Origin of the sequence: Nonomuraea sp. B1E8, from assembly GCF_039871515.1 — a bacterium.
Classification (GTDB): Bacteria; Actinomycetota; Actinomycetes; order Streptosporangiales; family Streptosporangiaceae; genus Nonomuraea.
This window is the reverse complement of sequence record NZ_JBDPLS010000008.1, coordinates 93,972-113,806: the sequence shown is the minus strand read 5'-3', so window position 1 is coordinate 113,806 and position 19,835 is coordinate 93,972. Positions and strand designations below refer to the sequence as shown.

Genomic DNA, 19,835 nt, shown 5'->3' with positions numbered 1-19,835 from the left:
GTGACCATGCGGCCACCCCGAGCGAGATACTTCAACACCACCGGCCCCTGCGGCCCTCAGCACCACTACATGCTGTCCCCCACGCAGCGGCTCCCGCAGGCACGGGATCTCATCGAGATGGACCGCTACTTCGTGCTGCACGCGCCCCGGCAGACCGGGAAGACCACCACGCTGGACACCCTGGCCACCGAATTGAGCGCCGAGGGCGACACCGCGGCCCTGCTGCTCTCCTGCGAGCGCGCCAAGGCGGCCGGTGACGACTACCCCGCCGCGGAGTCGCTGCTGCTGGATTCCCTCCGCGAGGCCGCCGAGCGGACGGGATGGCCGGAGAACCTGCTGCCGCCGGGTCCCCGGCCGCAGGTCACGCCGGGCGCCCGGTTCGGCTCGGCGCTGAGCGAGTGGTGCCGCCGCAGCCCGCGCCGGGTGGTGTTGTTCCTCGACGAGATCGACGCCCTGCAGGGCACCAGCCTGGTCAGCATCCTCAGCCAGCTCCGTCACGGCCACAACGCGCGGCATGAGGGCCACCCGTTCCCCGCCTCCGTGGCGCTGTGCGGGCTGCGTGACCTGCGCGACTACAAGGTCGCCTCAGGCGGCGAGGCCGGCCGGTCCAACCCGGCGAGCCCGTTCAACATCGTCGCCGAGTCGCTGCGCCTGAGCGACTTCACCGCCGACCAGATCACCGAACTGTACGGCCAGCACACCCAGGCCACCGGCCAGGAGTTCACCAAGGACGCCGTCGACCGGGTCTTCGAACTCACCCAGGGACAACCCTGGCTGGTCAACGCCCTCGCCTTCGACATCATCCTCCAGATCGGGACGACCGGTGCCATCACCGCCGAGGAGGTGGAAGAGGCCAAAGAACGGCTGATCCGCAAGCGGGCCACCCACCTGGACACCCTCGTGGCGCGGCTGCACGAGCCACGGGTCAAGCGAGTGATCGAACCGATCCTGGCCGGCACGTCCCCGGGCCTGGACGCCGTCTTTGACGATGACGTCTCCTACGTGCACGATCTGGGCCTCATCCAGGGGACCAGAGACCTTGAGATCGCCAACCCCATCTATCGAGAGGTCCTGCTCCGGGTCCTGGGCGCTCGCACCGAACGGTTCGTCAGAGCCGATCCGCGCAGCTTCGTGCAGCCGGACGGCCGATTCGACCTGGAGCGCCTGCTCCAGGAGTTCGTCGTGTTCTGGCGCGAACACGGCGAAGTGCTCATCCGGCAGGAGGGCTACCACGAAGCCGCCTGCCAGATCATCCTCATGGCCTTCCTGCACCGCCTCGTCAACGGCGGCGGCCACCTCGACCGCGAGTACGCCGCCGGCACCGAACGCCTCGACGTCCTGGTCCGCTGGCCCTACACCGGCCCAGGCGGCGAACGGCTCATGCAGCGCGAGGCCATGGAACTCAAGGTCTGGCGAGCCGGAGAGAACGACCCGAAACCCGACGGCCTCACACAACTCGACCGCTATCTTGACCGCCTCAGCCTGCCCACCGGCGTGCTGGTCATCTTCGACCGCCGCCCCGAAGCCCTGCCCTGGAAGGAACGCGGCAGCTTCGAAGTGGCGACCACACCCTCCGGCCGCCACATCACCGTACTGCGCGCGTGACGAAGGCCAGTGGCGGGATGGTCAGCCGGTGAACGCCCCCGACAGCAGGTCGTCGAACCACTGCGGGTCCCCGGCGGGGCGGTCGAGTCCGCGCAGGGGGCCGTGATCCACGAGGTGCGCCTCGGCGTACGAGCGGGCCACGAGCGCCTTGCGGCCGTCGTCGAGCCCCCAGCGAGCCTGGTCCTCCAGCAGCGCGGCGGCGTAGACGTCGGCCATGAACTGCGCCAGCGGGTAGAGCCGTTCCTCCGCCACCTCGCGGTCCAGCGTGTGCCACGTCTCGATGGCCTTGGCCAGGTCGTCGATGCGGGCGCCGACCAGGCCGGAGGTCGCCAGGGAGCGCAGCCGGTCGAGGAAGGGCAGGTGCGCCTGCTCCTTGAGCATGGCCCGCCGCACGTCGAGGCAGAGGATGTTGTCTCCGCCCTCCCAGATCGGGTTGACCTGCGCGTCGCGCAGCAGCCTGGCGACCGGCCACTGCTCGATGTAGCCGTTGCCGCCGTGCACCTCGATCGCGTCGCCGGCGGCGGTGACGCCGAGCCGGGCCGCGCGCAGCTTGGTCAGGGCGGGCGCGAGGCGCAGCCGGGGGCTGACGTGCGCGTCGAACACCATCGCCTGCGCCGCCTCGACCTCGACGATCAGGTCGGCCAGCTTGCGGCGCATCAGTGGCTGCTCGATGAGCGGCCGCCCGAACGCCTCGCGCGCCCTGGCGTAGCAGATCGACTCGACCAGCGCCCGCCTGGCCACGCCGAGGCCCATCATGGCCACGCCGAGCCTGGAGGCGTTGGTGAGCTTCATCATGGTGCCGAGCCCGGAGCCCGCGCCCGGACCCGTTCCGGCCAGCAGGAACGCCTCCGCCGCGGCGAACTCGACCTCGGCCGAGGCGACGGATCTGGTGCCGAGCTTGTCCTTGAGCCGCCGGATCCGCACACCGTTACGCGTGCCGTCGCGCCGCTCCCACAACACCAGGAAGGGCGCCACGTCGCCCTCGGGGAGCCGGGCGAGCACGACGAACGCGGAGCCGTTGGCGTTGGAGGCGAACCACTTGAGCCCGGACAGGCTCCACGCGTCGCCGGCGGGGGCGGCGGCGGTTTCCAGGGCGGCCAGGTCGGAGCCGCCGGTCCGTTCGGTGAACATCTGAGCGGCCTCGCCGGAGTAGAAGCCGTTGGCGAAGATCTCCCGCACCTTTTCGCGTACGTCCTCGGGCGCGTGCTTCTCGGCCAGGGAGACCACCATGTCGCCGCCCGTGCCGAGTGCGCAGCCCATCCCGATGTCGGCCTGGTCGAGCAGGTACGTCCACGCGGCGGCGAGCGCGGACGGGTCGGCCCCGTGCGCCCGCGCCTCCTCGGCGAACGACGGCGCGGTGAAGTTGTTCTCCATGAGCGCCTGCCTGGCGGTCAGGAACGACGGCGGCATGACGACCTCGCTGACGTCCCTGCCCCACTTGTCGTACTTCTCCAGCCGGGGTGGGTTGCGGTCGGTTTCCTCGGCGCATTCGGCGACGAGCCCGCCCATCAGCGCCCCGAGCCGGTCGAGGTGCGGCTCCGCCCAGGCGTAGCCGTCGCCCAGGTGCCGCCGCATGAGCAGGCGGAGCGTGGGGTCGCAGGCCCACCAGTTGCGCCCGGCGGCGCCCTGGTAGCGCTCGGTGGCGTAGCGGTCGCTGCCGTCGAACGGCTCGCTGAGATAGCGCCTCATACCCGGAGTGTTACATATACTCGACACGCGATGGAAGAGCGTAACGTCCTGAGTGCCAGGTCGGCCGTGCTGAGCGCGCTGCTGGGCAGCCACCCGCCGCGCCTGCCGGCCCGTCACCTGGTGCGCATCGGCGGGCTGTTCGGCATCGCCGAGGGCACGGTGCGGGTGGCCCTGTCGCGCATGGTCGCGGCCGGTGACCTGGTTCAGGAGGACGGCTTCTACACGCTGTCGGAGCGGCTGGTCGAGCGCCAGGCCAGACAGGACGAGAGCCGCGATCCGCACACCAGGCCGTGGGACGGGACGTGGGAGGTGGCCGTCGTCACCGCCGAGCGGCGCGCGCCCGCCGACCGGGCCGCCCTGCGGCACACGATGACCGCGCTGCGCCTGGCCGAGCTGCGCGAGGGCGCCTGGCTGCGGCCGGCCAACCTGGTGCGCGGCGCGTGGCCGGAGATCGTCACCGCGCAGTGCACGCTGATCGACGGCCGCCCGCACGACGACCCCACTCCCCTGCTGTGGGACCTGGACGGCTGGGCGGCCGAGGCCCGCCGGCTGCAGCGCGCGCTGGACCACGCGGATGGCCTGGCCGAAGGGTTCGTCGTGTCGGCCGCGGTGCTGCGCCACCTGCTGGCCGATCCGCTGCTGCCGGACGAGCTGCTGCCGCCCGGCTGGCCGGGCGCGGAGCTACGGGTCCGCTACGACGCCTTCGACCGCCGCTACCGCGAGGTGCTCAACCGGCATCTCAGCGACTGACGGTCTCCGCCCGCCCGGCACCGACGCGGCCGCGCCCTTGATCTGGGCCAGCACGATGGAAAACGACTGAAATCCAGGAACATACCGCCGATATACCGCCGCTATTTATGGTCAATTCCGCACGGAACTCGCCCAGAAATAACGGAGGCAGATTCTCACCATAAATGAACATTCTCTTAACAATGAGCAACAGAAAGTTACACGACGGATCAGCGTCCGGGCACGGGGCTGCGGCGGCATCGGGCAGCGGTTCCACTTCCGGCTGAAATTCCCCTGGATGGAAAACATGGTCTCATTGACATCACTATTACGCATCGTCGTCACCACGACATTTGTCGCCGCTCTCGGCGTCTGCAGCACGGCGAGCCCCGCGATGGCCGCACCCGACCTGCAGCTTCCCTTCCCCTGCGGGCAGAAGTGGCAGCTGAACACCTGGGGCCACGCCCCCGCACTCGACATGGTGAAGGAGCCCGACCAGCACGGCACCGACGGCGCCACGCTGATCGCCCCTGCCGCTGGGACGGTGAACCAGTCCTACTACCACGGCAACGCCGGCAACATGATCCAGATCGATCATGGCGGCGGCTATTTCACCACGTACATCCACCTGCAGTCCCGTGCCGTCTCGGACGGGGACAGGGTGCAGAAGGGCACGGTGATCGGCAAGGTCGGCAAAACCGGCCCCACCTCCAACGGACACCCGCACCTGCACTTCGAGCTCGGCAGGGACTCCAACGGCGACGGGTCGGCCTCATGGGGATATGCGGGCTCCGAACGGGTCAGACCGACCATCAACGGCGTCACCTACGGCCAGGCCGACGGCCAGGAGTGGAACAACGTCGAGAGCCACAACTGCCCCGAGCCTGCCCCTGAGGGCGTCGCCTCGATCTACGGGGTCATGCCGGACGGGCGGCTGACCTACACCGCGATCGACGCCGCCACCGGCCGGCGCACCCTCGGCGCGGTCGTCTCCACCGCCACCCTCGGCTTCACCCCCAAAGCCATCGCCACACTCAACTTCAACACCCTCCTCGTCACCAAGGACAACGACCCCGGAGGCAAGCTCTACCGCGTCGACATCCGCACCAACCGCGACACCCTCACCTTCGACCCACCCGTCTACCTCGCCAGCGGCTACACCCACGAACTCCTCGCCTACGACGGCAAGAGCCACCTGTACGGCATCGCCAACGGAACCCTCCGCCGCTACACCATCACCGCCACCAAACCCACCCCAACCTCCATCACCGGCAACACCGTCATCGGAAAAGGCTTCACCCTCAAAACCCTCACCACCACCGGACCCGACTGGCTCCTCGGCACCACCACCCAAGGCGAACTCATCTCCTACCAGATCCGCGGCGCCGACTCCTGGCAACGCCACCAACTCCGCGACACCACCTGGCAGGTCTTCGACCACCTCCTGTCCCCCGGCGGCGGCGTCTACTACGGCCACCACCCCGACCACTCCATGCACAGCTACATCGACAGCGACCCCTACGACGGACGAGACGACGACCTCAGCAAACAGAACACCGTCGACACCAACGGCTGGAGCCAGACCCTCCTGTCCGCCCAACCCGCAACCGTGACCTGAGAGCGCATGTGCCCGGAGGGCAGGGCCGTCCCCGCCCTCCGGGCCCGTTTCCCGCTCCCCATCTCAGAGATCCACCCCGAAGATCACCCGTTTGCCCGGATATTCGGTGACGCTCCACAGCCTGCCGTCCTGCACGGTCAGGTCCTCGGGCCCGATCGGGAACGGCCTGGTCCGCGTCGTGTCGCCGGTGTGGACGAGCAGCTTGCCGTTCGCGGTCGCGCCGGCCGACTGGCTCAGGTACCACGTGCCGCCCGACGACAGCGCCCCCTGGATCTTGGGGTGGCCCAGCACGAAGGCGTCCTGGGGCTCGCCGCCCGCCAGGTCCAGGGGCCAGCGCGCGACCCAGCCGCCGGGGTCGTCCCCCCGGAACTCGCCCGTGATCAGCAGCGGGGTGGCGCCGCCGCGGTCGACCGACACGAACGAGAACCGCGGCCCCGCCGTGGCGACCTGCCACAGGTCGGTCTGGGGGATCACGTAGCGGTAGCCGAAGGCGTGGAACCTGCCGTCGTGCCGTCCCACCCGCTCGGGGTCGCCCAGGTCGTTCTGGGCGGTGCGCAGGTCGAGGAGGTTGCGCAGGTCGAAGACCCGCAGGCCCCTGACGGTGTCGGCCACGTAGAGCAGGTCGCCGTGGCAGGCGATGCCGCCCGCGTGGATGTCGATCGGCGCGTACGAGCCGTCGGGGTCGGCCGTGACCAGCAGCGCGTGCCGGTACTTCAACGTCTGCGGGCTCAGGAAGCTCACCCTGATGCCCCGCTCGCCGGCCTCCGGCCGGAAGTACCAGCTCACGATGAACACCGGCACGCCGACGGTGCCGGAGTCCGCCCCACCGGTCAGGCCCTGCGGGTACCAGTCGGCGGTGCTCTGGTCGCCGTCGTCGAAGGCGTACCACTCGGCGGGTTCCGGCTGCATCGACCCCAGCGCGCCCGCCGCGCCCTTGGCCACGGCGGTCCTGTTGGCCTCGGCCAGCACCGCCTCCACAGCGGTGCTGCCGATCTCTCCCGCCAGCTTGGCCGCCCCTTCGGGCAGGTCACCGGTCGCCCGCGACAAGGCATAGGGGGCCTTATCGGTGGAAACCATCCCCTTTGCCGCCATATCTCCCTCACTTTCCCGTCCCTTGACTGGGTTTGACGGAGCAGGCAGGGCACAAGGTTGCGCTCAATCCCACAAATGCACGGGCAATCCCGAAAGTGCCAGCTCGCGGTAGCTGCGCACGAGCCGCTCCCGGTCACCACCGAAGCGCACGAGCGCCTCGCGCTGCCACACCGAGCCCGTACGCCGCAGCCGGGTCCGCTGCGCGATGACGCCCAGCGCCCGGTCGGCGTCGTGCGCCGCCACCCCGGCCGCGAGCAGCCCCTCCCGCGCCTCGGGCAGCAGCGAGAGCACCAGCTCCCCCGCCTCGAACTCGGCGTCGCTGCCCGGCCACGACAGCTTGGCGTCCAGCCCGTGCATGGCCGCGCGGTAGAAGTTCTGGTACGCCTGCGCGAAGCGGTAGCCGGTCAGGTCGCGCTCGGCCTGCGACAACGTCAGGCCCAGGAGGAAGGCCGTGTTCGCGGCCATGTCCGCGCAGGACGGCCCCGCGGGCAGCGCACGCATCTCGATCCGCAGGTGGCCACTGTCGGCCGGGTCGTAGACGGGCCGGTTCCACTGCCAGATCGTGCCCTGGTGCAGCCGCAGCTCGGGCACCTCGTGCGGGCGCGGATCCTCGGTGAGGTCGGGCACGATCGGCTCGTAGTCGCGTACATACCGCTCGAACAGCTCGTGGGCGCCTTCATGCACCCAGTCCGAGCCGAACGTGACCCGCCCGTCCCTGCGCCCGAGCCGCGCCACGTCCCGGTCGTCGGCGGCCTCCTCCATCAGCGCGATGCGGGTCTCCTCCCACAGCTCACGCCCCAGGAAGAACGGCGAGTTGCCGCAGACGGCCAGCACCGGGCCGATGGCGAGCTGGGCGGCGTTGAACAGCCGGGCGAAGCGCTCGGGCGGCGTACGGATGTGCACCTGCCACGAGGTGTTGGCGGCCTCGAGGATCACGTCCTCCACCGACAGCTCCAGGTCCTCGATCTTGACCAGGAACGGTTCGAGCCGCAGCCGGCGAAAGCCCCTGCTCATGGCGCGGTAGCGGTTCTGGTCGCTCATCGCGCCCACCGTGAAGTCGTCGGCGCTGAGGGTGGGCAGGATGCCGATGGGCAGGGCGCCGCCGCCCTCGACGGCGCCGTCCACCTTGCTGATCGTCTCCTGGACCTCGGCGCTCAGCGTCTCGAACGGCGTGCCCGCCAGCGGCGTGGGGGTGAGGTTCACCTCGAGGTTGAAGCGGCCGAGCTCCAGCACGACGCGCTCGTCGCCGAGCGCCTCCCGCACCTGGCTGTTGCGCGGCAGCGGCCTGCCCCGCTCGTCGATGAGGAACAGTTCGAGCTCCGCCCCGATCGTGGCGGGGCCCTGACCGAAGCCGGGGGTGGCCAGCAGGTCACGGAGCACGCCCACCTGCTCCTGGAGGCGTTCGCCGAAACGGACGTACTCCGCTTCGGTGAAGCGCTCCTTATCCAGATCTCGTCCCATCACCCCTAACTGTCCCCGTCGTCATGGTTGACACCTCACCAGGGGAGGAAGCCGTCGTCCTGCCGGCAGAGCCGGCGCCCCGGGCCTTGCGCGAGCTGCGGGAGTTGACCCTAAGCTCGTGAGATGAGAGCGGTTGCCTTTGACCTCTTCGGTGGCGAGCTCGACGTTCGCGAGCTGCCCGACCCGTCGCCCGCCCCGCACGGGGCGGTGATCAGGGTCGAGGCAACGGGGTTGTGCCGCTCCGACTGGCACGGCTGGCAGGGCCACGACCCCGACATCACCTCCCTTCCCCACGTGCCGGGCCACGAGCTGGCGGGCGTGGTGGAAGCGGTCGGCTCCGACGTGCGCGGCTGGCGGCCCGGCGCGCGGGTGACCCTGCCGTTCGTCTGCGCCTGCGGCTCGTGCCCGTCCTGTGTCGCCGGCGACCAGCAGGTGTGCGAGCGGCAGACACAGCCGGGCTTCACCCACTGGGGTTCGTACGCCGAGTTCGTGGCGGTCGACCACGCCGACGTCAACCTCGTCGCGGTGCCCGAGGACATGGCCTACGTCACCGCCGCGGGGCTGGGCTGCCGCTTCGCCACCGCCTTCCGCGCCGTGTCGCAGGTCGGGGAGGTGCGTCCCGGCGAGTGGGTGGCGGTGCACGGCTGCGGCGGCGTGGGGTTGTCGGCCATCATGATCGCGACGGCGGCCGGGGCGCGCGTGGTGGCCGTGGACATCAGCACCGACGCGCTGCACCTGGCCGAGCAGGCGGGTGCGACGCACTTCGTCAACGGCTCGGCCGGCGACGCGGCGGCCCAGGTCAGGGAGCTGACGAGAGGCGGCGCCCACCTGTCCGTCGACGCGCTGGGCAGCCCTCAGACGTGCCTGGCATCCGTCGAGAGCCTGCGCAGGCGGGGCAGGCACGTCCAGGTGGGGCTGCTGCCCGGAGGGCCGACGCCGGTGCCGATGGACCGCGTGATCGGCCACGAGCTGCGGCTGCTCGGCAGCCACGGCATGGCCGCGCACGCCTACCCGCCGATGCTGGAGATGATCAGGGCCGGCCTCCTCCATCCCGACCAGCTGATCACCCGCACGATCGGGCTGGCCGACGCCGGCAAGGCGCTGGCCTCGATCGGCTCGGTGCCGGGCGTCACAATGATCGTTCCCAGGGCTCCGCATGGGGCGTCCTGAGCGCCGGCCGGAGTCATAGGGTTGGGCCATGGACTACAGACGACTTGGCAACACGGGCCTGAAGGTGTCGCGGATCTGCCTCGGCATGATGAGCTACGGCGATCCGGCCCGGCAGGAGTGGGCGCTGCCGCAGTCCGAGGCCGAGCCGATGATCCGCAGGGCCGCCGACGCCGGGGTGAACTTCTTCGACACCGCCGACGTCTACAGCCGGGGTGAGAGCGAGGTCGTGACCGGCAACGCGCTGCGCGCGATCTTCCCTCGGCGCGAGGACTACGTGCTGGCCACCAAGGTCTATTTCCCCATGGGCAAAGGGCCCAACGACCGCGGCCTGTCGCGCAAGCACATCCACGCCGCCATTGACGCCTCGCTCTCCCGGCTCGGCACCGATCACGTCGACCTCTACCAGATCCACCGGTGGGACGACGAGACGCCGATCGAGGAGACCATGGAGGCGCTGCACGACGTGGTCAAGGAGGGCAAGGCCCGCTATATCGGCGCCTCGTCCATGTGGGCCTGGCAGTTCGCCAAGGCGCAGCACGTGGCCGAAACCCACGGCTGGACGAGGTTCGTCTCGATGCAGCCGCACTACAACCTCCTTCATCGCGAGGAGGAGCGCGAGATGGTGCCGCTCTGCGCCGACCAGGGCGTGGGCGTGATCCCGTGGAGCCCGCTGGCGCGCGGCGTGCTCGCCAGGGCGGGCTCCGAGGCCGCGACGGCCAGGACGGGCTCCGACGCGCGCATCGACTACCTGTACGACCCGGAGAACGACAAGCTCGTGATCGACCGGGTGGCGCAGGTGGCGGGCGACCGCGGCCTGCCGCCCGCCCAGGTGGCCCTGGCCTGGCTGCTGCACCAGCCTGCCGTGACCGCCCCGATCGTGGGCGCCACGAAGGACCGGCACGTCGACGACGCGGTGGCCGCCGTGTCGGTGACGTTGTCGGCCGACGAGCTCGACTTCCTCGCGGCCCCGTACCGGCCGCGTGAGGTGCGCTTCTGAGAGGCGAGATTGTCGGCCCCGGACCCTAGGGTTGGTTCCATGCGGGCGAATGAGGATGCGGCGGCGGCGCTGCAGGAATACGCGGAGCTGTTCGCGCTCTGCGGCGGAGACGCCTTCCGGGTGCGGAGCTACCAGAAGGCGGCCAAGGCGATCGCGGGGTTCCCCGAGGACATCTCGGTCGCCGACGTGCGCGCCGTTCCCGGGGTGGGCGAGGCGATCGCGAAGAAGATGGAGGAGTTCCTGCGGCGCGGGAGCTTCCGGCAGCTCGACGACCTGCGCGGCCGGGTGCCCGAGGGCGTGCGCAGGCTGACCCGGGTGCCGACGCTGGGGCCGAAGACGGCCATCATGCTGTTCGAGGACTTCGGCATCGACTCGCCCGCGGCGCTGGGCGAGGCGATCACCGCCGGGCGGCTCGACGGGGTCAAGGGGCTGGGTCCCAAGACGCTGGCCAATCTCCGCAAGGGCGTCGAGCAGCTTGAGCAGTCGGGCCGCCGGGTGCACATCGGGGTCGCCATGTCGCTGGCCGAGCAGGTGATGGCCTCGCTGGAGGCCGAGCGCATCGCCTACGCGGGCTCGCTGCGGCGGATGAAGGACACGATCGGCGACATCGACATCCTCGCCGTCGCGCCCGAGTCCGTCATGGCCGCCTTCCGCGCCCAGCCCTACGTCGCCGAGGTGATCGCGGCGGGCGAAAAGAAGACCTCGGTCCGCACCACGTCCGGGGTCCAGGTCGACCTGCGGGTGGTGCCGGCCGGGTCGTGGGGTGCGGCGATGCAATACTTCACCGGCTCCAAGGAGCACAACGTCGCCATCAGGGAGATGGCGGTGAAGAAGGGCTGGAAGCTGTCCGAATACGGGCTGTTCGAGGGCGACCGGGTGATCGCCGCCGCGTCCGAGGAGGACATCTACGACGCGCTCGGCATGCAGTTCGTGCCACCGCCGCTGCGGGAGGACGGCGGCGAGGTCAAGGCGGCGCTCCGCGGTGAGCTGCCCACCCTGGTCCAGCTCACCGACCTCAAGGGCGACCTGCACACCCACACCGACCTGACCGACGGCATCGCCTCGCTGGACGACATGGTGGCGGCCGGCCGCGCCCGCGGCTACTCCTACTACGCGGTCACCGACCACGCTCCCGACCTGGCGATGCAGCGGATGACCCTGGACAAGGCGCTGGAGCAGCGGGGCCAGGTGGCCGAGCTGCAGCGCCGGCATCCCGGCATGCGGCTGCTGCACGGCACCGAGCTCAATATCGCGCCCGACGGGTCGGTCGACTGGCCGGCGGAGATCCTGCGCGGGTTCGACGTGTGCGTCGCCTCGGTGCACTCCCACTTCGGGATGCCGCGCGACGAGATGACGCGCCGCTTCATCGCCGCCTGCGAGAATCCGTACGTCGACATCATCGGCCACCCGACGACCAGGAAGATCGGCAAGCGCCCGCCTGTCGACGCCGACTGGGACGCCGTCTTCCGCGCGGCCGCCCGCACCGGCACCGCCATGGAGATCGACTCCTACCCCGACCGGTCCGACCTGCCGGCCGACCTGGTGCGGCTGGCCAGGCACCATGGGGTCAGGTTCTCGATCGACAGCGACTCGCACGCGATCCCGCACCTCGCCAACCAGCGGTTCGGGGTGGGGATCGCGCAGCGGGCGTGGTTGACCACCGACGACGTCATCAACGCCTGGCCCCTCGACCGCCTTCTGTCCTTCCTGGGGCGTTGACCTCCTCCGCGGCCGGTCTCCTCCCACGGGTTGACCGACTCCGGGTGGATGTGCGGCGGCCGGGAATGCGGAAGAGTGTCCTCGCCGGCCCGGCCACCCCGAGGAGGAGGACGCGATGGGTTCCCCGAGGAAGAAGGCGCGCAAGCTGGCGGCGCGCGTTCTCGCCGCTGTCGCCGCGCTGCTGATCGCGGCCGTCGCCGGTGTCGCGCTCGCCTATCCCTCCATGGCCGCGACGACGTGCCCGGGTTGTTACGGCCTGACCGAGGTGGAGGAGGGCATCTACACGGAGCCCGATCTTGGGGACGCCGAGCGGTCCCGGGTGAAGCAGGTGGCCGAGCAGGCACGCCGGCGGGTCGCCGCCTTCTACGGTGCTCCGGTGAGCGCCCCCGACCTGCTCATCTGCCTGACGGAAGACTGCTACGCGCGCATCGGCGGGGGCAAGGAGCGCGGTGTGGCGGTGCTCAACCGGTCGGTGATGCTCTCCCCTCGCGGGGTGAACGCGGTGATCGCCTCCCACGAGATGGCCCACGTCGAGTTGCACGCCCGGCTCTCCTCCGGGGCCGAGATGCCGCAGTGGTTCGACGAGGGCCTGGCCGTGGTGGTCTCCGGCGACGCCCGCTACCTGGCTCCCGCGTCCGCTGGGGATCGCTGCCTGATCGAGCCCACCGGCCCTCTGCCCGTCACGCTGGAGGAGTGGCTGGCCGCCGCGAGCCGCGACGCCGGCACGTACGCGAAGTCCGCCTGCCAGGTGAGCCGCTGGTTGCGCGACCACGGCGGCCGGGCCGCGTTAACGACCCTGATCGAGCGTCTCAACGCCGGGGAGCCGTTCCCGGGCTAGCGCCGCTTGCCCGTCGGGGCGCCCCACGCCGCCACGTGCCAGCCTGCCGTCGACGGACCGTTCCGCGCAGGGGAGCCGACGACGCATGCCAGGCGGTGCGGTCAAGGAGGCTCTTTCACCGCTCGCGGCGTCTCATACGATAGCGGTGCGCGATGGCGATGAGCCGGGAGCAGATCATGAGTGCGGCGATCCAGCACCTCAACGACAACCCGCTCGCCTCCATGGCGCAGCTCGCCGAGGCGGCCGGGATCAGCAGGGCCACGCTGCACCGGCAGTTCAGCAGCCGGGAGGAGCTGATGCTCGCCCTCGGCCATCGTGCGCACGAGCAGTGGGAACAGGTTCAGGAGCGCAGCGGCCTGGTCGACGCGACCGCCTCCGGGGATCGCGAGGTGATCGGCAAGGCGCTGGAGGCCATGCTGGGCGGGCTGATCGCGGTGGCCGACGCCTACGGGTTCGGCCTGACCGACTACGCCATGCTGGTCGATCCCGAGCTGAAGCGCCGCTCCGACGAGCTGGAGGAGCGCGAGATCGCCTTCTACGCCGCGGCGCAGCGCGCGGGGCTGCTCCGCGCCGACCTGCCCGCCCGGTGGATCAGCAGCACGGTGTACGGCCTGCTCGTGGCCGTGCGCGAGAGCCTGCGCCGCGGCGACGTCGCACGCCGGGACGTGCCCCGGCTGCTGCTCACCACGTTTCAGGACGGCGCGGCCCGGCGGGAGGAGTCATGACGGCGAACGCGTCGCCGGTCTCCGCCAGGAGGCACCGGCTGGGCCTGGCCGTGCTCTCGGCCAGCGTGCTGCTCGTGGTCATGGACATGACCGTGCTCAACGTCGCGCTCCCGGCCATGTCCGCGGACCTGCGGCCGGGCTCGATCGAGCTGCTGTGGATGGTGGACGCGTACGCGCTGGTGTTGTCAGGGCTGCTGGTCACGGTGAGCGCGCTCGGCGACCGGTGGGGGCGCAAGCGCATGCTGCTGGCCGGGTTCGCGGTGTTCGGGCTGGCCTCGCTGGCGGTGCTGGCCGCCGGCAGCCCGCTGCAGGTGATCGCCGTACGGGCGTTGCTCGGGGTGGGCGGCGCGATGATCATGCCGTCGACGCTGTCGATGATCCGTAACATGTTCACCGACCCGGCGGAACGCGCCAGGGCGCTCGGCGTCTGGGCGGCGATGGCCGCGGTCGGGGCGGCGCTGGGGCCGATCCTGGCCGGGTTGTTGCTGGAGCACTTCAGCTGGCGTTCGGCGTTCCTGGTGAACGTGCCCATCATGGCGGCCGCGATCGCGGCCGGGCTGTTCCTGCTGCCGGAGTCCAGGAACCCGGCACCCGGCCGATGGGACGCGCTCGCCACGGTGTTGTCGATGGCGGGCATGGTGGCTCTGGTGTTCGCCGTGAAGGACTTCGGCAAGTACGGCCTGGGCTCCCCCGCCGCCCTGGCGGCGACCGTGGTGGCGGCGGTGACGCTGGGCTGGTTCGTGGCGCGGTGCCTGCGCAGGCCCGATCCGCTGCTGGAGATCAGGTTGTTCCGCAGCGGCCCGTTCTCGGCCGGCGTGGTGACGGCGCTGACCACGTCGATCGCGATGGCGGCGGTGTTGCTGCTGCTGGCGCAGTGGATGCAGCTCGTCCAGGGCTATTCCCCGCTGGAGACGGGCGTGCGCCTGCTGCCCGCCGCGCTGGCCGCGATCGTCGCCTCGCCGCTGGCCCCCGGGGTGGCGGCCCTGGTCGGCGCGCGGGCGGTGCTGGCGGGCGGGCTGGGCCTCACCGGGCTGGGGTTCCTGCTGTTGTTCGCCGCCCCCGGGCCGCTGACCTACTGGCCGGTCGCGTGCGCCCTGGTGCTCATCGGCGTCGGCAACGGCGCCCTCGCGACCGCGTCCTCGGTCATCATGTCGGGCACGCCGGCGGCCAAGGCGGGCAGCGCGGCGGCCATCGAGCAGACCAGTTACGAGGTCGGCGGGGCGCTCGGCGTGGCCGTCCTGGGCAGCGTCGCGGCCGCGGCCTACCGGAGCGAGCTGGCGTACGAGGGGCCCGGCGGGGAGGGCGTACGCGAGTCGCTGGGTGCGGCGCTCGACGTGGCCCAGGGCCTCGGGGCGGCGGGCGGGACGCTGGCGGAGCAGGCGCGGGCGGCGTTCACCGAGTCGATGGTGCCGGCCGGTGGGGCGGGAGCGGTTCTGCTGCTGGCCGGCACGGTCGCGGTGTGGCTGCTCACGCCGAGCCGCCTGCGCCCTGTGGGCTCCTTCGATGCTCACGAGCTCGCGCTCCGCGCGGAGGAGGGGAGGCGCGACAGCACGCCGAGCGGGTGATGTCACATCGGCGGCGCCTCGTTCCTTCTTGTGGGGTGAGAAGGAAGGGGAAAGTGGTGACGAAGAAGATCGTGGTGGTCGGAGGCGGGCTGGCCGGTCTGGTGGCGGCCATCGTCTGCGCGGAGGCGGGTGCGGAGGTGACGCTGCACGAGGCGCACCAGCGGCTCGGCGGGCGAGGGCGGGCGACCGGCGGCCCCTACCTGGCGCATGAGGGTCCTCATGTCTTCTACGCCGACGGCCCGCACTGGACGTGGTTGCGGGAGCGGGGCCTGGTCGGGGCGCTGGGCCGGCCGGCGGTGCGTGATTCCAGGTTGGGGTTCGTACGCGATGGCCGGCTGCGGCGGCTGCCGCCGCCCGGTTTCGTGCGGATGATGGCGACGGGCCCCCGCACGGCGCCGGTGGACGTGGACTTCCACACGTGGGCCTCCACCCGGTACGGCGAGGACACGGCCAGGGCGGCCGCCAACGCGATCAGCGTGGTGACGTACGACGCCGACACGGGACGTTTGTCGGCCGCGTTCGTGTGGGAGCTGCTGCGCCGGGTGTTCGCCTTCCGCGTACCGACGGTCCGCTGGGTGGTCGGCGGCTGGCAGGCGGTGATCGACCGGCTCGCCGCCCGCGCCCGCGAACTCGGCGTACACGTCGAGCTCGGCTCCCGCGTGCACGACCTACCGGGCGAGCCCACCATCGTGGCGACCGAACTGTCCTCGGCCCGGAGACTGCTCGGCGACGACAGCCTCCACGGGCAGAGCGGCAACGTCGTGCTGTTCGACCTGGCCGTACGCTCGGCGCGCGGCGACCGCTTCATCTGCTTCGACCTCGACGGCGGCGGCTTCCACGAGAGCTATTCCCTGCAGGATCCCACGGCCGCCCCCGAGGGGGAGACCCTGTTCCAGATGGACATGCCGGTACGGCACGACGAGACCAGGGCGGAGGCGGCCCGGCGGGTGCGGGCGCTGGCCGACCTGGCGGTGCCCGGCTGGCGCGAGCGCGTCACCTGGCAGCGCTCCGGCACGGCCAGGCACCGTACGGGCGCGCTCGACCTGCCCGGTCAGACCTGGCGCGACCGTCCGGCGATCGACCGGGGCCACGGCGTGTTCCTGGCGGGCGACATGGTGGCCGCGCCCGGCATGCGCGGCGAGATCTCCATCAACAGCGCGATCATGGCCGCCGAGGGCGCCCTGCGCGCGCTGCACGTCACCGGCCACGCCGCCCGATGAACCACGACCCCTTCGGGTGGCCTGCCGGGGCCGGCGGGGTGAGGGTCAGGGCTGGTGCGGCTCTGGGCCGGCGACCTGGTCGGCCACCTCGCCGATGCGCGCCAGGCGGACGAGGGCGGGACGGGAGAGCACCTCCCCGATGTCGTGCAACGCGATGATCAGCTCCTCGACTCCGTCCAGGGGCGTGTTCCGCTCCCTGTTCAGCAGGATGCCGCGGTATTCCTCGGGCGAGACCGCCCCGCCCGGCAGCTCGATCCGGTCGTCTTCGGCGCGGAACAGCGCCGGGACCGACGTGTCGAGAGCCAGCGCGAGGGCGGTCAGCTCGGCGGCCGTGAACGCCCGCTGCCCGCGCTCGGCCTGGTGGACGGCCTGCCGGCTCCACGGCCGGTCCAGGTAGCGGCCCAGCGCCTCACCCAGTTCGGTCAGCGACATCCGCCGCTCCGCCCGCAGGTGTGCGATCTGCGACCCGATGGCCTCCTCGACGCGCATCCCATCCCCCCACTCCTGTCATCGTGCACAATGACGCCGAAAGCTCTTTATTGACGCGGATGCCGCTCACCGCATAGTGTCAACGTACAGTTTCCCCCGTCATCACCACGAATGACGCGACTGAGTGAGCTGAGGGGTTCCGGATGCGAGAGATCGAGTTAGAGGTCTGCGGGCCGACCGGCGACTGCGCCGCCGTCAGGGTGGCCGGAGAGATCGACGTCTTCACCGCGCCACGGCTGCGCGAGCAGGTGCTCGACCTCGTGGCCAAGGGGGTCGTCCATGTCGTGGTCGATCTCAGCGGCGTGGAGTTCCTCGACTCGACCGGTCTGGGGGTGCTCGTGGGCGCGCTCAAGCGGCTGCGCTCCCATGAGGGGTCACTCGCCCTCGTGATGGGCACGGACCGGATCGTACGCATCTTCACGATCACCGGCCTCACCGCCGTGTTCCCGATCCACGACACCGTCCTTGACGCGGTCGCGGCCGACGCGCACTGGGTGCGCGCGGTGGAGCGCGGGGGCGAGAGCGTCGAGGAGTGGTGCCGCCGGCACGGCCTGGCCTGAACGCGGGCGCCGCCCGTACGGCGGCAGGCGCGCGCGAGGGGCGGGCCGTCCTGAACGGATCGTGCGGGGTCAGGGGCGGGAGGCCTCGTCGAGGAGGGCCAGTTCGCCGGCGCTGAGCGTGAGCGACGCGCTCTCCATCAGCGTCTCCAACTGCTCGATGTTGCGCGCGCTCGCGATCGTCGCCGTGATCGTCGGCTGGGCGGCGACCCAGGCCAGGGCCACCGTGGCCGGTGCGACGTCCCGGTCGGCCGCCACCTTGCCCAGCGCCTCCAGCGTCCGCGGCCCGTGTGCCGTCGCCAGGTACGCGGAGGCCTTCCCCGCCCGGGGGCTGTCGACCTGGACCCCGGGCGCGTACTTGCCGGTCAGGAAGCCGCGTGCCAGCCCGAAGTACGGTGTGGTGGCCAGCCCTTCCCCGGTCACCACGTCCCTCAGCTCGCCCTCGTAGGCGCGCTCGACCAGGTTGTACGGCTGCTGCAGGGCCGCGTACCTGGCCAGGCCTTCGGCGTCGGAGATCGCGAGGGCCTCGGCGAGCCGGGCCGCCCCGTAGTTGGACGCCCCGACGTGGCGCACCTTGCCCTCGCGGACCAAGGCGTCGAACGCCGCCAGCGACTCCGCCAGCGGCGTGTCCTGGTCGTCCACGTGTGCCCAGTAGAGGTCGATGTAGTCGGTACGGAGCCGCCGCAACGAGCCCTCGACCGCCGTGCGGATGGTCGCGGGGGCGAGCCCGCGCAGGCCTTCCAGCATGCCGACCTTGGTGGCGAGCACGATGGACTCGCGGTTGCCGCGGGCGGCCAGCCACTCACCGATGATCGTCTCCGAGGTGGACTCGCCGGTCTCCCAGGACGGGTAGACGTCGGCGGTGTCGATGAAGTTGCCGCCGCCCGCGACGTAGGCGTCCAGGATCGCGAACGAGGTCGCCTTGTCGGCCGTCCAGCCGAACACATTGGCACCGAGCGACAGGGGAAAAACGGACAATCCGGTAGTGCCGAGCGATCTCATCCCGCCATTATCCGCACTCGCCCGGGACGGCTCGCCGCGACCCCCGGTCCCGGCCGTTCAGTGGACACGGTTGACCAGGGAGTCGCACACCGCGCGCAGTTCCTCGGCGTCCGGCAGGTGCCGGTCGACCACCTCCAGCGCGGACGACATGTAGCGGTCCGCCTGGGAGCGGGCGGCGTCGCGGCCGCCGGCCTCCTCCACGAGGTCGGCGGCGTGCCGCAGGGAGTCCTCGTCCAGATCTCCCGCCGACAGGAGCGCGGACAACTCGCGGGCGGCCGGGACGTCGGCGGCCAGGGCGACCAGCACCGGTAACGTTTTCTTCGCACGCCGCAGGTCGCTGTGCACGGGTTTGCCCGTCACGTCAGGGTCACCCCAGATGCCAAGCATGTCGTCCACGATCTGGAACGCCACCCCGAGGTCGCGCCCCATGTCCCACAGGCGGTCCGCGAGCTCGGGCGCGCCGCCCAGCGCCACGCCCGTGGCCGCGGCGGCCCCCAGCAGGCTGCCTGTCTTGCCGGCGGCCATCTCGGTGTACTCGGCGACCGTGACCTCGTCCGGCCCGCGCCACGGGCGGTTCTCGAAGGCCATGTCGGCCGTCTGGCCCTGGACCAGTTCGACCAGGGCGGCCGACAGGTAGGGGATCGCCTCGGGCCGCGCGGCGAGCTGGCCGACGGCGAGGGCCAGGAGCGCGTCGCCGGCGAGCAGGGCGGGCCCCACGCCGTACGCCTTCCAGAGCGCCTCGCGGTGCCTGCGCCGCTCGTCGTGGTCGATGATGTCGTCGTGCACCAGCGAGAAGGCGTGCACCAGCTCCACCGCCACCGCGGCCGGCAGCGCAGACTCGGCGTCCCCCCCGACCGCCTCGGCGCTCAGCATGGCGAACGCGGGCCGCAGGCTCTTGCCACCGTCACCATCGGATGGGCGCCCGTCCACGTCCGACCACCCAAGTGTGAATTCGGCCATCCTGGCACCCCAGGGGTGCAGCAAGGAGACAGCCTGGCGGAGCGCGGGATCGAGCAACCGCCGACAGCGTTCGATCGCCTCGCCGCCGGGCCGGTCGATGGCCAGGTGGCCAGATTCCATGTGGCGCTCCTACCTCAGCATGATCTTGAAACTACACGGATGATCGTGTGATAATCCATCCGAAGAGTAACTTTTGTCAGGAAATATCTGTCATGAGATGTAGGCGATGAAGGTCCGCGATGCCGCTCCGAGACGGCCTCTTCCACTCGCTGAAACTGGTCGACACCTTCGGCTCACCGTGGACGACAGCGGTCAGCCGGAAGGCACTGTGCAGGTACGCGGTGGACCTGCCGGTCGAGCCGCAAAGAAGCACAGGCCACCACTCCACTTTCCCCGATC

At 71.2% G+C, this 19,835-nt stretch carries 16 protein-coding genes and 1 pseudogene; 11 read left to right on the top strand and 6 right to left on the bottom strand.

The window, feature by feature from the left end; translation table 11 throughout:
- The first annotated feature begins 6 nt into the window (after positions 1-6).
- The gene (locus ABGA98_RS25825; protein WP_347620988.1) at positions 7-1,605 is read left to right on the top strand and encodes an ATP-binding protein; all 1,599 of its coding nucleotides are present in this window, start codon (positions 7-9) and stop codon (positions 1,603-1,605) included.
- 21 nt (positions 1,606-1,626) lie between these two features.
- On the opposite strand, the gene ABGA98_RS25820 is transcribed toward ABGA98_RS25825, so the two are convergent.
- A complete protein-coding gene (locus ABGA98_RS25820; protein ID WP_347620987.1) occupies positions 1,627-3,294 on the bottom strand; it encodes an acyl-CoA dehydrogenase family protein in 1,668 nt (555 codons plus the stop codon).
- Between the two features lie 30 nt (positions 3,295-3,324).
- Between ABGA98_RS25820 and ABGA98_RS25815 the strand changes: the two genes are divergently transcribed.
- Together ABGA98_RS25815 and ABGA98_RS25810 are read left to right on the top strand one after the other, a co-directional pair.
- On the top strand, positions 3,325-4,044 hold the full coding sequence (locus ABGA98_RS25815; RefSeq protein ID WP_347620986.1) for a PaaX family transcriptional regulator C-terminal domain-containing protein: 720 nt from the start codon (positions 3,325-3,327) through the stop codon (positions 4,042-4,044).
- A 286-nt stretch (positions 4,045-4,330) separates the two neighbouring features.
- Entirely contained in the window at positions 4,331-5,641 is a 1,311-nt protein-coding gene (locus ABGA98_RS25810) for a M23 family metallopeptidase (RefSeq protein ID WP_347620985.1), read from the top strand.
- A gap of 63 nt (positions 5,642-5,704) precedes the next feature.
- Here the strand turns inward: ABGA98_RS25810 and ABGA98_RS25805 are convergent, their stop codons facing one another.
- Both ABGA98_RS25805 and ABGA98_RS25800 read right to left on the bottom strand, forming a co-directional pair.
- Positions 5,705-6,718: a hypothetical protein gene (locus ABGA98_RS25805; protein WP_347620984.1), complete on the bottom strand. Its 1,014-nt coding sequence runs from the start codon at positions 6,716-6,718 to the stop codon at positions 5,705-5,707.
- 78 nt (positions 6,719-6,796) lie between these two features.
- A complete protein-coding gene (locus ABGA98_RS25800) occupies positions 6,797-8,194 on the bottom strand; it encodes a glutamate--cysteine ligase (RefSeq protein ID WP_347620983.1) in 1,398 nt (465 codons plus the stop codon).
- Positions 8,195-8,317: 123 nt separating this feature from the next.
- Between ABGA98_RS25800 and ABGA98_RS25795 the strand changes: the two genes are divergently transcribed.
- From ABGA98_RS25795 to ABGA98_RS25765, 7 genes are all read left to right on the top strand, one after another.
- Positions 8,318-9,364, top strand: a complete 1,047-nt coding sequence (locus ABGA98_RS25795; RefSeq protein ID WP_347620982.1) for a zinc-dependent alcohol dehydrogenase family protein — start codon at positions 8,318-8,320, stop codon at positions 9,362-9,364.
- A 28-nt stretch (positions 9,365-9,392) separates the two neighbouring features.
- Entirely contained in the window at positions 9,393-10,361 is a 969-nt protein-coding gene (locus ABGA98_RS25790; protein WP_347620981.1) for an aldo/keto reductase, read from the top strand.
- Positions 10,362-10,400: 39 nt separating this feature from the next.
- Positions 10,401-12,080, top strand: coding sequence for a DNA polymerase/3'-5' exonuclease PolX (gene polX / locus ABGA98_RS25785; RefSeq protein ID WP_347620980.1), 1,680 nt, complete (start codon positions 10,401-10,403; stop codon positions 12,078-12,080).
- 115 nt (positions 12,081-12,195) lie between these two features.
- Complete coding sequence (locus ABGA98_RS25780; protein ID WP_347620979.1) at positions 12,196-12,918, top strand: hypothetical protein; 723 nt, start codon at positions 12,196-12,198, stop codon at positions 12,916-12,918.
- A 176-nt stretch (positions 12,919-13,094) separates the two neighbouring features.
- The gene (locus ABGA98_RS25775) at positions 13,095-13,643 is read left to right on the top strand and encodes a helix-turn-helix domain-containing protein (RefSeq protein ID WP_347620978.1); all 549 of its coding nucleotides are present in this window, start codon (positions 13,095-13,097) and stop codon (positions 13,641-13,643) included.
- On the top strand, positions 13,640-15,208 hold the full coding sequence (locus ABGA98_RS25770) for an MFS transporter (RefSeq protein WP_347620977.1): 1,569 nt from the start codon (positions 13,640-13,642) through the stop codon (positions 15,206-15,208). Before ABGA98_RS25775 ends, ABGA98_RS25770 begins: the two co-directional genes overlap by 4 nt.
- Before the next feature lie 56 nt (positions 15,209-15,264).
- Positions 15,265-16,428, top strand: a complete 1,164-nt coding sequence (locus ABGA98_RS25765) for an FAD-dependent oxidoreductase (protein WP_347620976.1) — start codon at positions 15,265-15,267, stop codon at positions 16,426-16,428.
- A 45-nt stretch (positions 16,429-16,473) separates the two neighbouring features.
- On the opposite strand, the gene ABGA98_RS25760 is transcribed toward ABGA98_RS25765, so the two are convergent.
- The gene (locus ABGA98_RS25760) at positions 16,474-16,917 is read right to left on the bottom strand and encodes a helix-turn-helix domain-containing protein (RefSeq protein ID WP_347620975.1); all 444 of its coding nucleotides are present in this window, start codon (positions 16,915-16,917) and stop codon (positions 16,474-16,476) included.
- A 143-nt stretch (positions 16,918-17,060) separates the two neighbouring features.
- Here ABGA98_RS25760 and ABGA98_RS25755 point away from each other — a divergent pair.
- Positions 17,061-17,399: pseudogene (locus ABGA98_RS25755) on the top strand (STAS domain-containing protein); the annotation flags it as partial.
- A 147-nt stretch (positions 17,400-17,546) separates the two neighbouring features.
- On the opposite strand, the gene ABGA98_RS25750 reads toward ABGA98_RS25755, so the two are convergent.
- The gene (locus ABGA98_RS25750; protein WP_347620974.1) at positions 17,547-18,476 is read right to left on the bottom strand and encodes an aldo/keto reductase; all 930 of its coding nucleotides are present in this window, start codon (positions 18,474-18,476) and stop codon (positions 17,547-17,549) included.
- A gap of 57 nt (positions 18,477-18,533) precedes the next feature.
- On the bottom strand, positions 18,534-19,556 hold the full coding sequence (locus tag ABGA98_RS25745; protein WP_347620973.1) for a polyprenyl synthetase family protein: 1,023 nt from the start codon (positions 19,554-19,556) through the stop codon (positions 18,534-18,536).
- Between the last annotated feature and the right edge of the window lie 279 nt (positions 19,557-19,835).

Excerpts from the sequence above, each read along its gene's own strand:
- ABGA98_RS25800 (WP_347620983.1), bottom strand. The coding sequence starts at position 8,194 with ATGGGACGAGATCTGGATAAGGAGCGCTTCACCGAAGCGGAGTACGTC.
- ABGA98_RS25825 (WP_347620988.1), top strand. The coding sequence starts at position 7 with ATGCGGCCACCCCGAGCGAGATACTTCAACACCACCGGCCCCTGCGGC.
- ABGA98_RS25760 (WP_347620975.1), bottom strand. The coding sequence starts at position 16,917 with ATGCGCGTCGAGGAGGCCATCGGGTCGCAGATCGCACACCTGCGGGCG.
- polX (WP_347620980.1), top strand. The coding sequence starts at position 10,401 with ATGCGGGCGAATGAGGATGCGGCGGCGGCGCTGCAGGAATACGCGGAG.
- ABGA98_RS25795 (WP_347620982.1), top strand. The coding sequence starts at position 8,318 with ATGAGAGCGGTTGCCTTTGACCTCTTCGGTGGCGAGCTCGACGTTCGC.
- ABGA98_RS25815 (WP_347620986.1), top strand. The coding sequence starts at position 3,325 with ATGGAAGAGCGTAACGTCCTGAGTGCCAGGTCGGCCGTGCTGAGCGCG.
- ABGA98_RS25780 (WP_347620979.1), top strand. The coding sequence starts at position 12,196 with ATGGGTTCCCCGAGGAAGAAGGCGCGCAAGCTGGCGGCGCGCGTTCTC.
- ABGA98_RS25770 (WP_347620977.1), top strand. The coding sequence starts at position 13,640 with ATGACGGCGAACGCGTCGCCGGTCTCCGCCAGGAGGCACCGGCTGGGC.
- ABGA98_RS25775 (WP_347620978.1), top strand. The coding sequence starts at position 13,095 with ATGAGTGCGGCGATCCAGCACCTCAACGACAACCCGCTCGCCTCCATG.
- ABGA98_RS25790 (WP_347620981.1), top strand. The coding sequence starts at position 9,393 with ATGGACTACAGACGACTTGGCAACACGGGCCTGAAGGTGTCGCGGATC.
- ABGA98_RS25745 (WP_347620973.1), bottom strand. The coding sequence starts at position 19,556 with ATGGAATCTGGCCACCTGGCCATCGACCGGCCCGGCGGCGAGGCGATC.
- ABGA98_RS25820 (WP_347620987.1), bottom strand. The coding sequence starts at position 3,294 with ATGAGGCGCTATCTCAGCGAGCCGTTCGACGGCAGCGACCGCTACGCC.
- ABGA98_RS25750 (WP_347620974.1), bottom strand. The coding sequence starts at position 18,476 with ATGAGATCGCTCGGCACTACCGGATTGTCCGTTTTTCCCCTGTCGCTC.
- ABGA98_RS25805 (WP_347620984.1), bottom strand. The coding sequence starts at position 6,718 with ATGGTTTCCACCGATAAGGCCCCCTATGCCTTGTCGCGGGCGACCGGT.
- ABGA98_RS25810 (WP_347620985.1), top strand. The coding sequence starts at position 4,331 with ATGGTCTCATTGACATCACTATTACGCATCGTCGTCACCACGACATTT.